Consider the following 13,085-nt stretch of genomic DNA (forward strand, 5'->3'; position numbering starts at 1 on the left):
AAAAGCCTTCTAGTAAACTAGAAGGCTTTGAAACTATTAATTAAGGTGCTTTCGTGTATCCTAAGAAGTGGCTCTTCCAATAAGAGTTACTTAATGAAGCGATTGCTACACCTTTATCTCCAGCTTGGATAAATGATCCGCCCCCAAGGTAAATACCCATGTGAGAAGGGCCAGATTTATAAGTGTTTTGGAAATAAATTAAGTCACCAGGTTGTGGACTTGAAGTTTTTGGTAGGCTACTCCAATATCCTGCAACACTTTGGCGGCTAATGTTATGACCAAATTTCTTAAATACGTGGTAGATGTAACCACTGCAGTCAACACCGTTAGCAGAAGTTCCGCCCCAAACGTATGGTACACCTTGCATTGATTTTGCGTATGCAAGTACGGAAGAACTGTCGCCGCTATTATTACCTGTATTATTATTGTTGTTATTGTTGTTATTGTTTTGATTGTTATTTTGGTTATTGTTAGGCTTATTATCTACTGCGCCTCCAACTGGTGTTTTAGATAGGTAACGTGTTCCGATATAACCAGTTTGACCGTTGTAGTTAATTTTGCTCCATCCAGAGTTTTCAGAGATTACTTGAACCTTCTGACCTTGTGGAAGTGCGCCTATGATTCTATAATTTGTACCTTCGCCGCTACGTACATTTAGTGCAGAAGCATTAATGTAGTAGTCACCAATTGCACCTTGGTTAGGTTTTTCAGGTTGTTTTGGTTGCTCAGGAGTAGTAGTGCCACCTTTAACGAATTTTACAAATTCGCTACTAACAAAGCCTGTTTTTCCTTGGTAATTTACTTTAAACCAACCGTTTTCAGATCCAACTACGTTTAATGTTGTACCGTTTAAAACGCCACCAATTACACTATGGTAAGCGGCAGGGCCTGTACGAACACGTAAAGATGTAGCGTTAACTACGTAAGAACCACCAGTTTGAATAGTTCCATTATTGTTTTGCTCTTGTTTGTTGCCTTCTGTAACGTTTTCGTTAGAACCGCCTTTTGTTACGTAGTCTTTGCTTATATAAGCAGTTTGTCCTGCGTAATTGATTTTGAACCAATCTTGAACTTCGCCAACAACTTGTACTACTTGTCCTTTTTTGACAGAACCTACAGTTGTGTGAGAAGTGCTAGGACCTGTACGAACGCGAAGGGAAGATACATTTACTGTATAATTTCCGCTTGCTGGTTTTACTTCTTGGTTGTTATTATTCGTATTGTTGTTTGAAGAACCCGCATTAGAAGAAACGCCAGATACGAATTCGCCACTTACATAACCTACTTGTCCATTATGGTTAATTTTCACCCAACCATTTTCTTGTCCAATTACGTTTAATGTTTGTCCTGCATATACACGTCCAGAAACAGAACTAGAAGTGTTAGGAGCTGTACGTACACGTAATACATCAGCGGTAACTTTATTGTTTCCACCTGTGCTTACATTGTTGTTTGCTGCTCCACTTTTTGATACAAATTCGCCACTAACAAAGCCTGTTTTTCCGTTAATGTTAATTTTGAACCAACCATTTTCTTCGCCAATCACGTTTAGTGATTGACCGTTATAAACACGTGAGATGATGTCGTGAGAAGTGCTTGATCCCGCACGAACATGTAAGACGCTCGCGTTTACCGTATAAGATGAGTTGTTTGACGCAGAAGCTTGGACAGTTGTAGCAGCTTTTTGTGTATTTTGTTCAGGTGCAGCTTGAACACTATCAAGTGTAGGTGCTGCTCCTCCTGCTACAGACACTGCCGCAAGACCGGCAAGATACTTTTTCATAATTTGTCGATTCCTTTCTGTCTGTAATGTAGTGAAGAAATATTTACCAACTGTTAAAAATTCTAAAGAGCATGTCGATTACTGTCAAGGCTTATGTGGGAATCTGAATATGACAAAAAGATTACAAGAAAAAATCAAGGCATAAATTTACACCTTGATTTCCATTTAAATGCATATATTGAATATAAAAGGACAGAAATTATTCGTGTTTAAGAAGATGACATATTGGATTGTAACAAGATTTTATTAAAAGATTTTTGCAGTTTTTTGGTGATAGGTCCAACTTGCCCATCTTGAATCGCGGTTCCATCAAGGTGGGTCATTGGTAAAATTTCAATTGTTGTGCCTGTAAAAAAGCATTCATCTGCTTGATAAACGTCACGAACGCTGAAAAGTTCTTCCTGTACAGGAATGTGAAGAGTATTCGCTAAAGAAAGGACATATTGACGAATAATGCCATTTAAAATAAGGTGATTGGCTGGATGTGTGTAAAGAGTTCCATTTTTAATTAAAAAGAAGTTGGAATGGCTTCCTTCCGTTACAATACCATTCCTTACGAGAAGTGCCTCTTTACAGCCTTTCCGTTCAGCTTTCGTAGCAGCTAGTACGTTTGGTAATAAATTTAATGATTTAATGTCACAGCGTAGCCATCGAGTATCGGGTTCTGATATAGCGCGTATACCATATTTAATCCATAAGGCTGGTCTTTCTTTTTTTGTAATATAGGCATAAATTGTCGGAGGGGTGTCATATGAAAATACATGTGTGCGAGCTTGTACACCGCGAGATACTTGCAAATAAATTGTGCCATCTTCGTGGAAATGGTTTCGTTCAATTAATTTGTAAAGTAAAGTGATGAGCTCAGCTTTTGAGAAAGGGAGCGATAATTCTACTTCTTCCATGGAGCGATATAATCTCGTTATGTGCGGATCTAATAAGTGAAAGTTCCCTTTATATAGGCGAATAACCTCGTAGACACCATCTCCAAACTGCAAACCTCTCTCTTCAAGTTCTATGTACGTTTGTTGTTTTGTTGTATCAATAACTTCATCATTCCAAAGTACAAATTTTTCGTATGCCAATTTCCGTCCCATCCTTTCGTAAGTACGTAAGTAACGTGAAACTTTCATTCATGCGAGATAAAAATCACTATAGTAATTTTTATGTAAGCAATTCTCTACATATGACCGTATATGTATTTGTAAATCATAGAGAAGTAAGGATGGTTTACCCCGCATTAACGGGCAGTAAAACTCCTACTTAAAAATTCGGGTGGAGCAAAGAAGTGAATTGGGCGAATAACTGCCCGTAGCTGCCCAATTGGTGAGGGCTGATTAAAGTTTCACTTTACAGCATTTTGTATATACAAATTCGAAAATAAGAATGAGAATCCTGCTTTTAAATAAAAAAAAGCAACATTCTTATGGAATGCTGCACAAGGAGGGTAGCTATCTTTCATAGGGACATTGTCTCGTTGAATGTTTTGTGTATGGAAACAAAACATGTTGAAAGACAATTATAAGAAAGTAGAAACAAAAGATTTACACACTTCTTTAAGGGATCTTACGAAAGATGAGAGATAAGAAATATGTAGAACCTCGTTTACATATTTTATTATAGAGATTCTTCATTAACACTATGTGAATATTTGGTAAAGGTTATGTAATTTTAAAGTTAATGAATATAAGTAGTTGTATGGAAGAAAATAAAAAAAGAGGCTGAGATTACTCAGCACTCTTCTTTTCTTCTTTAATAACTGTTTTTACTTCACCAGTTTTGATCTTATTACTTTCAGAGAAGCGAAGTAAGTCACCTTCAATGATTTTATCAGACATGTTCAATTCATTTTGGGCGCGATCAATTAGTGGTTGAGATTCTTCTTTCGGTAATTGTACAACTTCGCCAGTAGCACGGTCATAGAATGTACTGTTTGTGTACATGTATTTATCTGTAACGAAGCTACCGTCACGAAGAACAACGAATCCTTTATTATCAGGTGAGAATACATCATGACCGAATCGAACGTCATTTGTAGAATCTACACCAAGTAAGTTTAGAATAGTTGGTTTAATGTCAATTTCACCAGTTGGTTTCGAAATTGTTTTACCTTCTTTTTGACCTGGAACGTGAATAAACATCGGTGTTTTTTGTAAGTTCATATGGTCAAATGCAGTGATTTCTTCTTTTCCTAAGAACTGTGCCATTGCACGGTTATGGTTTTCAGAAATACCATAGTGGTCACCGTAGAATACGATTACTGAGTTGTCGTAAATACCTTCTGCTTTTAGACGCTCAATAAAGTGTTTCATTGCTTCGTCTAAGTAACGAGCAGTTACCATGTAACGGTCAAATACTCCATCACCAGAATTGTATTCGTCGATTAATTTTGTACTGTCATCGTAAGTGAATGGGTAGTGATTCGTTAAAGTAAGGAAGCGAGTATAGAATGGTTGCTTCACTTGTTTTAACATATCAATAGATTGATCGAAGTACTCGATATCTTTTAATCCCCAGTTTAATTTTGTTTCTGGCGTAATCTTGTAGTCAAGTTCGTTGTAGTAACGATCATAACCAAGTGCTGGATACATAATGTTACGGTTCCAGAATGTTGCGTTGTTTGCGTGGAATACCGACGTGTGATACCCTTGCTGACGTAAAATTTCTGGAGTTGCTGTATATTCATTGTTACCGTGTGTGAAGAATACAGCACCGCGGTCTAGTGGATATAACGAAGTATCTACTAGGAATTCAGCATCAGATGTTTTACCTTGACCAGTTTGATGGAAGAAGTTATCAAAGTAATAACTTTCTTTCGTAAATTGGTTTAAGAATGGTGTAACTTCTTGTCCGTTAACTGTTGCACCAATTAAGAATGTTTGTAATGACTCAAGAGAGACAACAATTACGTTTTTCCCTTTTGCAGTACCGAACATATTTGGATCTGGTTTACTTTGTGTTGTTTTTACGTAGTTTTCTGTTTCTTGTAATTTACTACCGTCAGCGAACGCTTTTTGTGAACTTGATTTTGCTTGTAAGCCAAGATCGTATACTTGGTGTACATATAATCCTAAGTTTTTAACAAGCATAACGCGGTCGAATGAACGTGTTAATAGTTCTGGGCGTTCAGCTTCTGCAAGTCCTAAGTTTGCGAAGAAAATAGCAACTGTTGATACGAAGTATAGAGAACGCATCGGGCGTGCTACACGCTCTGTAGGTGCAAAGTTCTTCATTTTCTTTAATAGAACGAAGAAAACGATAATGTCTGCAAATGCAAGGATAATTTTGTAGTTAAATAATTCTTTCACACTAGAACCTAAACTTCCGAAGTTAGATGTTTGTCCTAGCACCGGTAATGTAACGAAGTCATTGTAGAATCCGTAGAACATTACGTTACCAACAAGAACGATTGTTAAGACAAAATTAATTCCAAGTGCTATATAGTTACGTTTTTTCCCTTTTGCAAATAATGCAAGACCAACAAGCAGTAATGATGCTGCTAATGGGCTAAGGAATAAAATGAATTCTTGCATGAAAGATTCAAGTTTTAAGTCAAAGCTTGTGCGTGTAATAAGGTAAGTTTTCAGCCATAAGGCTAAAGCTACGAATACAGTGAAACGCACATTTTGAAATTGTGATTTCAAGGTTTCTTTCATTCATTTCCACCCTTTCTCTATCAGGCTTGGTCGATTTTGGAGCGAAAAATGCTAAAATAAAAAATACATAGTTTTCTTGGCCATAATTAAAGGTTCTATATTCACCCATATACGACTATAACTATGCATACCCTTTTGGTTTCTTTTGTTGCTCATAAGCATAACGTCATTTCTGTATTATACAACAAAATTCATTTCTGAGAAACACTATAACATTTTACATTTTTTGTATAAGATTTGTCACTACCAGAGAAAACTTTAACATTCGTTTATATGTCCGTCAACTAGAAAATATAACAAAGGTAGAGCAGAATGTTAAGTAGAAGTGAAAATTTTCTTTGTTGAGAAATAAGAAACGAAGATGGGTAAGGGTTATCTAGAAATCTATTATATGAAGGAAATCGTGTAAAAATTAACGAACACTTGTTCTTTTTTGGTTTGTTTGTTACAATAAAAGTTCATTGATAGGTTTTGTGTAATTTCCATGAACTTTTACTGATAACATATTGTAGCTTATTTCTTTTTAAAAATAGGGAGGCTTTTTACATGAAACAAAAATTTTCGGTTGAAGCGTTTTGGAAGAAAGTAAAACATGTTGCAAAGCAAGCAGGGCAGTCGGTCATTTATGCAAGTTTATTACTGTTTTACGTTTTGCAAAGACCCGATGTTCCAAAACGAGTGAAAATTATTGTAATTGGAGCACTTGCTTATTTTATTGCACCGATTGATGCGATTCCAGATTTCATTGCTGGAATTGGCTATACGGATGATTTAGGGGCGTTAACGGCCGCACTAATACAGGTGTCGTTATACGTCAATGAAGATGTGAAAGATAAGGCACGAGTGAAGTTGGCAGAATGGTTTGGTTCGGATATAGACACAACATTTATCGATCAGAAATTAGGTCAATAGGTGAAACCTGTCATAAGGTGACAGGACGAACGTAAGCGAGGAAGTGCATTATGCCATCAGGAAGAACGCATACGAAAATAAACTTAATATCCCTTCCGGTTGTTTTGTTTTTGCTCTTTTCGTATGGATTAACAAATTTTGATTTTTTATTAACTTTTGCAATTGGTTTTTTAGTAGGTACTTCATTTTTAACACCAGATTTAGATACGTACAGTAATGCTTATAACAAATGGGGTTTCTTACGTATATTTTGGTATCCTTATAAGAAAGTAATGCCGCATCGATCTTTCTTTACGCATACGATTATACTTGGTGATGTGATTCGTATTGCGTACATGTTAATCGTCTTTTCTCCATTTTTATTTCTATTAAATGTAATCGCACTGGATGGTAATTTAATAGAAATTGCGAAGAAACATGAGGTTGAAATTGTAACGTTCTTAATGGGAATTGTTGTGGCAAGTACGCTCCACATTATAGCGGATAAAGTGAATACGCGCCGAAAGAAAATGATGAGAAAAAAGAAGAAACGCAGAAGATAAAGTGAACGAATTTGAAAAAGGCCCCTTGCAATTTGCAAGGGGCCCTTTTTAAACAAACATTTGTTTAAAATTAAGCTTTCAGTACTTTAATTCCTTTTACAATGTTCCAGATGAAGTAGTATAAGCTGATGATTCCGCAAATAGCTAAGACAATCATTGATCCAATTCCAAGTGTTACATCTGCTTGGTCAGATCCCATGCCCATAATTCCTAAAATGGCTACGCCGATAAATGTAGCAATACTTGGAATGATGTGTGTCCATAGAGCACGTTTTGCATGTGGCTTTGTTTCAGCGTCCCCCACAATCCAAACGATAATTGGGAATAAGATAGGGGCAAATAGTACACTAAAGTACGATAAAGCAGCTAATATTTTGTTTCCATTCATATATATCACCTCATAAATAATGTCCGTTGTTATACTATTATTATGCAATAAATTTTGCAAGCTTTCTATCGATGAACATTACAGGAACATGACGATTTTGTAAGATTTTTTCGTCAAATGATAAAATTTTCAAAAAAATCTTTTTTAATGGAAATTGTTATGGTACAGTATAAATGAAAGTTGTTGAAAACGTTTTCTTAAACGTTTTTTTATTTTAGACTTAAAGGTATGATGACCTGATAGTTTATTGATAAGGTTATTCTATTTAAAAGGGGATTCTTTAGGGGGAGAGAACAATGAACACATGGACACAAGTTTATGATCCGTTTGGAAACATTTGGATTTCGGCAGCGGTCGCACTTATTCCGATTATCTTTTTTTTCTTAGCTTTAGCAGTTTTCCGCATGAAGGGGTATGTAGCAGGATTTATTACAGTTGTACTTACAGTTTTAGTAGCGTTATTCGCTTATAAAATGCCGTTCAAGATGGCAATGGCAGCAACCGGGTATGGTTTTTTGTACGGGTTATGGCCAATTGCTTGGATTATCATTATGTCGGTATTTTTATATAAAATTTCTGTAAAAACAGGTCAATTCGATGTGATTCGTGCATCGGTATTATCGATTACGAACGATCATCGTCTACTCGTTATTTTAATTGGATTTTCATTTGGAGCATTTTTAGAAGGAGCGGCAGGATTTGGGGCACCAGTAGCGATTACAGCAGCGCTTCTTGCGGGTCTTGGGTTAAATCCTTTATACGCAGCAGGTCTTTGTTTGATTGCAAATACTGCACCAGTGGCGTTCGGAGCGATGGGAATTCCGATTACAGTTGCTGGACAAGTAACAGGTATTGATCCACATAAAATTGGACAAATGGCTGGGCATCAATTACCGTTCCTATCATTATTTGTGCCATTCTTTATCGTATTTTTAATGGATGGATTTAAGGGGATACGACAAACGTGGCCTGCGTTATTTGTAGCGGGTAGTTCATTTGCGATTACGCAGTTCATTACAGCGACATTTTTAGGACCAGAACTTCCGGATATTACATCGGCACTTGTAAGTTTAATTAGTTTAGCGCTGTTCTTAAAAGTTTGGCAGCCGAAAGAAATATATCAATCTGGGCAAGCAAATAGTGAAGTAGCAGCAACAACGACAGCGGCATCGATGCCGAAATTAACGTTTGGAAAAGTAGTGAAGGCATGGTCCCCATTTATCGTATTAACGGTTATGGTAGTCATTTGGAGCCAAAGTTTCTTTAAGGCATTATTCACTCCAGGAGGGGCTTTAGAAAGTCTTGTATTTAAGTTTGAAATTCCAGGTCTGCATAATCTAGTAATGAAAGCAGAGCCAATTGTAAATAAACCAACGCCTTACGAGGCAATTTTGAAGTTTGATGTATTATCGGCAACCGGAACAGCGATTTTAATTGCGTGTATCATTTCCATGTTTATTTTGAAAATGAATGTAAAAGATGCAGTAGTGACATTTAAAGAAACGTTAAGCGAATTAAAAATGCCAATTCTATCTATCGGATTCGTACTAGGGTTTGCATTTATCGCAAACTATTCTGGTCTATCTTCCACGTTAGCGTTAGCATTAGCCGGAACTGGCGGCCTATTCCCGTTCTTCTCACCATTCTTAGGCTGGATTGGCGTATTCCTAACAGGGTCTGATACGTCTGCGAATGCACTGTTCTCAAATTTACAAGCCATTACAGCGCAGCAAGTCGGCGTATCTGAAGTGCTTCTCGTTGCAGCAAATACAACAGGCGGTGTAACAGGTAAAATGATTTCCCCGCAGTCGATTGCGATCGCTTGTGCAGCGGTTGGTCTTGCTGGAAAAGAATCGGATTTGTTCCGTTTTACAGTGAAGCATAGCTTATTCTTCGTAATTATTGTTGGTATTATGACGTATGTGCAGGCGTATTATTTAACGTGGATGATTCCGTAGAGAGCAAAAGAAATAAACTTTGAATTTTTCAGATTATGGTGTATGATGGGAAAGTATTGAAAATTAAATCAGTGATAAACTAGGGGTGCCTAACGTATGCGTAGGCTGAGAGAGAAGCGCGTGAACTTCTTAACCCTTTGGACCTGATCTGGCTCGTACCAGCGTAGGGAAGTTAACGGCTTTACATAATGATGTCTTTATGAGCCAGGTCCTTATTTTTTTATGGACCTGGCTCTTTTTATTTTGGCATGCGCTGGCCATATCTCGTCCTTGTCACGAACAGGGGGGCAATAAAATTTATGAAACAATCTGTTTCAGCTGAGCAAATTGAATTGAAATCGAGTTTACCAGGGAGTAAGAAAGTATATGTGGATGGACCACGAGAAGGCATGAAAGTACCGATGCGTGAGATTGAACAAAGCGAAACAAATGGCGTTCCAAATCCGCCAATTCGTGTGTATGATACGAGCGGCCCTTATACGGATCCTGAGTATAAAGTGGAGTTAGAAAAGGGGATTCCAACGCCGCGCCATTCTTGGATTATGGGGCGTGGTGATGTAGAAGCATACGAAGGGCGTGAAGTGAAACCAGAGGATGACGGTGTGAAAGTGGCTTCGAAACATACACCTGTTTTCCCGCAAATGGATCGCCAGCCACTTAGAGCAAAGCAAGGTGCAAACGTTACGCAAATGCACTATGCACGTAATGGCATTATTACTTCTGAGATGGAATATGTTGCGATTCGTGAAGGGGTAGAGCCGGAGTTTGTTCGTAAGGAAATCGCAGAAGGCCGCGCTATTTTACCAGCGAATATTAATCATCCAGAAGCTGAACCGATGATCATCGGGCGTAACTTCCATGTGAAGGTAAACGCGAATATCGGAAACTCAGCTGTATCTTCTTCGATTGCAGAAGAAGTAGAGAAGATGACGTGGGCTACTCGCTGGGGTGCAGATACGATTATGGATTTATCTACAGGTAAAAATATTCATACGACGCGTGAGTGGATTATTCGTAACGCGCCTGTACCAGTTGGAACTGTACCGATTTATCAAGCACTGGAAAAAGTAAACGGAATTGCAGAAGATTTAACGTGGGAAGTATATCGTGATACGTTAATTGAGCAGGCGGAGCAAGGCGTTGATTACTTTACAATTCACGCTGGTGTATTGCTTCGTTACATTCCAATCACGGCAAAGCGTACGACAGGTATCGTTTCGCGCGGTGGTTCGATTATGGCGCAGTGGTGTCTATTCCATCATAAAGAAAACTTCCTATATACTCACTTTGAAGAGATTTGTGAAATTATGAAGCAGTACGATGTTTCGTTCTCTCTTGGAGATGGATTACGTCCAGGGTCTATTGCAGATGCAAATGACGAAGCACAGTTTTCTGAGCTTGAAACACTTGGCGAATTAACCAAAATTGCTTGGAAACATGATGTGCAAGTTATGATTGAAGGACCTGGACACGTACCGATGCACTTAATTAAAGAGAATATGGAGAAAGAGCTTGATATTTGTCAGGGCGCGCCGTTTTACACACTTGGGCCGCTAACGACAGATATTGCACCAGGTTATGACCATATTACATCTGCAATTGGAGCTGCTATGATTGGCTGGTTTGGAACAGCGATGCTTTGTTATGTAACGCCGAAAGAACATTTAGGTTTGCCAAACAAAGATGATGTACGCACGGGTGTTATTACGTATAAAATTGCAGCGCATGCGGCTGATCTTGCGAAAGGACATAAAACGGCTCATCAGCGTGATGATGCACTTTCAAAAGCACGCTTCGAATTCCGTTGGCGCGATCAATTTAATTTATCTTTAGATCCTGAACGTGCGATGGAATATCATGATGAAACGTTGCCTGCAGAAGGGGCAAAGACAGCTCACTTCTGTTCAATGTGTGGACCGAAGTTTTGTAGTATGAGAATTTCGCATGATATTCGTGAGTATGCAAAAGAAAATGATTTAGAAACGACAGAAGCAATTGAAAAAGGAATGAAAGAGAAAGCAGAAGAATTTAAAGAAGCTGGTAGTCATTTATATCAATAATATGTTACACCTCTTTACTTGATTGATCACACTGTAGTACCTAACTTTATTATAGAAGAAGCCCCATTTGCTAAGACGGTAGCAAATGGGGCTTCTGTTGTTTATAAGGCAAAGAAGAGATGTACCCAGTAGAATAAGAGGAATAGTGTGACGACTGTTGTGAGCGGGATAACGATAAGGGATACACTTAAATAGTCTTTCCATTTTACTTTAATTTTGTTTTGTTTCAGAATATACATCCAAATGAGTGAAGCTAGTGTACCAATTGGTAGTAATAGTGAACCGATGTCACTACCAATGATGTTTGCAAGATAGATTGTTTTTAATGTGACTGGATCTAGTCCCATTTCTGTTAATGTGATTGTACCAATCATAAGGGCAGGATGGTTATTGAAGACGTTAGAGAGGATGGATACAAGTCCGCCCATTGCAAAGCTAGCATAGAGTAGATGCTGATTCACAATTGGCTCGAGCCATTGTACAAGTGCAGCTGTTAATCCTGCGTTGTGGAGTCCGTAAATAATGACGTACATAGAGAAGGCGAAAATTAAAATGTGCCACGGTGTCTTTTTCAAAATGTCGACAGGATTTGTTCGTAAGTAGTACCATCTCCAAATGAGAAGAACGAGTGAACCAAGTACTGCAACGATTTCAATTGGGATGGATAAGAAGGATGCAACGAATAGAAGACAGCGCATCAGGAAGACGAAACCTAATACTTTTAACATGAATCTTGTCCGTTTTTGTTTCGTATCAACAGAATTATTTCCTTTTAGTGGATGGAAGTTTTTCGTGAAGAAAATTTCTTCAATATCATATGAAGAAACAGGTAATTTTTTCGGAAGTTTTTTCTTCAAAACTGTATACATGAGCCATGACATAAATAATAAGCCTAATGTTGCAGGTACAAACATCATAGCAGTATGCATATAAAGAGTCATATTAACGATATTTAATGCAATTAAGTTTACGATATTACTTACACCAATTGGTGCACTAGATGCGGTAGCGATTAAAGCTCCGCTTAATAAATAAGGAATTTGTTGATGTGGTTTTAATTGAAGGTTTTTTAGAAGAAGAATTAAAATGGGAGTTGTAATTAAAATACTACCGTCGTTATTAAATAAAAGAGTCATAAGAAAACATAATAATTGAATATACCAGTATAGACGGCGTCCAGAACCTTTCGCTAGATTTGCCAGTTTCGCTGCGGACCAATGGAAGAAGCCGAAGCTTTCTAATATAACTGCCATAACAATAGTTGCTAATATTGTTATGGAGGCCCCTCCTATTTTACTAACAATATCTATGACGTCTGGTTTTGACACAAGTCCAGTAATTAGGATAATGCCAGCACCGATTGCTGCTGGCCACGCCTCATTCAAACCTCGAGGCCGCCAAAAGATAACAATCATCGTTAAGAAGAATACAATAATAGTAATCCATATTTCAATGCTCATATTTTGCCTACCTTTCTATTTTCCCTTGAACAGATGTAGCTTGTCTCAAGTTTATATTGGTAGTATATTCAGCAAAAAATAAGAAGAACTAGACGTATAACGAGATGAACCGAATATGTGTTTTTCATGCTAAAGGACAAGTGTCACGAATAGTGAAATAACTATTATGAGAGGAGTCTATAAATTATTGGGGCAGTAAAATAGTAAATGAAATTTATATGGGCAATTATGGAGATATATTGGCGCAACTTAAAATATATCAGCGATTATTGAAATATATTGGCGATTTTTAAAATATATCGACTTATCAACAAAACATGACAAAAGGA

9 protein-coding genes and 1 riboswitch are annotated in these 13,085 nt (G+C 37.6%); of the genes, 4 read left to right on the forward strand and 5 right to left on the reverse strand.

Going from position 1 to position 13,085, the window contains the following annotated elements; genetic code table 11:
* Nucleotides 1-40: 40 nt before the first annotated feature.
* The 3 genes from ACTFRM_RS22715 to ACTFRM_RS22725 all read right to left on the reverse strand — a co-directional run bounded on the left by ACTFRM_RS22715 (nucleotide 41) and on the right by ACTFRM_RS22725 (nucleotide 5,436).
* Nucleotides 41-1,783 (reverse strand): C40 family peptidase, encoded by a 1,743-nt coding sequence (locus ACTFRM_RS22715; RefSeq protein ID WP_173600709.1) that lies wholly within the window; start codon nucleotides 1,781-1,783, stop codon nucleotides 41-43.
* A gap of 209 nt (nucleotides 1,784-1,992) precedes the next feature.
* Nucleotides 1,993-2,877, reverse strand: a complete 885-nt coding sequence (locus tag ACTFRM_RS22720) for a D-amino-acid transaminase (RefSeq protein ID WP_173600708.1) — start codon at nucleotides 2,875-2,877, stop codon at nucleotides 1,993-1,995.
* A gap of 630 nt (nucleotides 2,878-3,507) precedes the next feature.
* Nucleotides 3,508-5,436, reverse strand: a complete 1,929-nt coding sequence (locus ACTFRM_RS22725; RefSeq protein WP_000665358.1) for an LTA synthase family protein — start codon at nucleotides 5,434-5,436, stop codon at nucleotides 3,508-3,510.
* Nucleotides 5,437-5,982: 546 nt separating this feature from the next.
* Between ACTFRM_RS22725 and ACTFRM_RS22730 the strand changes: the two genes are divergently transcribed.
* Together ACTFRM_RS22730 and ACTFRM_RS22735 are read left to right on the forward strand one after the other, a co-directional pair.
* The gene (locus ACTFRM_RS22730) at nucleotides 5,983-6,348 is read left to right on the forward strand and encodes a YkvA family protein (RefSeq protein WP_000810369.1); all 366 of its coding nucleotides are present in this window, start codon (nucleotides 5,983-5,985) and stop codon (nucleotides 6,346-6,348) included.
* 50 nt (nucleotides 6,349-6,398) lie between these two features.
* Nucleotides 6,399-6,890: a metal-binding protein gene (locus ACTFRM_RS22735; protein ID WP_001139059.1), complete on the forward strand. Its 492-nt coding sequence runs from the start codon at nucleotides 6,399-6,401 to the stop codon at nucleotides 6,888-6,890.
* 70 nt (nucleotides 6,891-6,960) lie between these two features.
* Here ACTFRM_RS22735 and ACTFRM_RS22740 read toward each other — a convergent pair whose 3' ends face one another.
* Nucleotides 6,961-7,278: a DUF4870 domain-containing protein gene (locus ACTFRM_RS22740; RefSeq protein WP_001014096.1), complete on the reverse strand. Its 318-nt coding sequence runs from the start codon at nucleotides 7,276-7,278 to the stop codon at nucleotides 6,961-6,963.
* A gap of 296 nt (nucleotides 7,279-7,574) precedes the next feature.
* On the opposite strand from ACTFRM_RS22740, the gene lldP reads away from it, so the two are divergent.
* Nucleotides 7,575-9,236 (forward strand): L-lactate permease, encoded by a 1,662-nt coding sequence (gene lldP / locus ACTFRM_RS22745; protein WP_173600707.1) that lies wholly within the window; start codon nucleotides 7,575-7,577, stop codon nucleotides 9,234-9,236.
* Nucleotides 9,237-9,307: 71 nt separating this feature from the next.
* A riboswitch (TPP riboswitch) is annotated at nucleotides 9,308-9,423 on the forward strand.
* Nucleotides 9,424-9,535: 112 nt separating this feature from the next.
* Nucleotides 9,536-11,296 (forward strand): phosphomethylpyrimidine synthase ThiC, encoded by a 1,761-nt coding sequence (gene thiC / locus ACTFRM_RS22750; RefSeq protein WP_000814485.1) that lies wholly within the window; start codon nucleotides 9,536-9,538, stop codon nucleotides 11,294-11,296.
* A 101-nt stretch (nucleotides 11,297-11,397) separates the two neighbouring features.
* Here the strand turns inward: thiC and ACTFRM_RS22755 are convergent, their stop codons facing one another.
* A complete protein-coding gene (locus tag ACTFRM_RS22755) occupies nucleotides 11,398-12,756 on the reverse strand; it encodes an arsenic transporter (protein ID WP_000021127.1) in 1,359 nt (452 codons plus the stop codon).
* Between the last annotated feature and the right edge of the window lie 329 nt (nucleotides 12,757-13,085).

This window comes from Bacillus cereus group sp. MYBK227-1, from assembly GCF_051916325.1.
GTDB lineage: Bacteria > Bacillota > Bacilli > Bacillales > Bacillaceae_G > Bacillus_A > Bacillus_A cereus.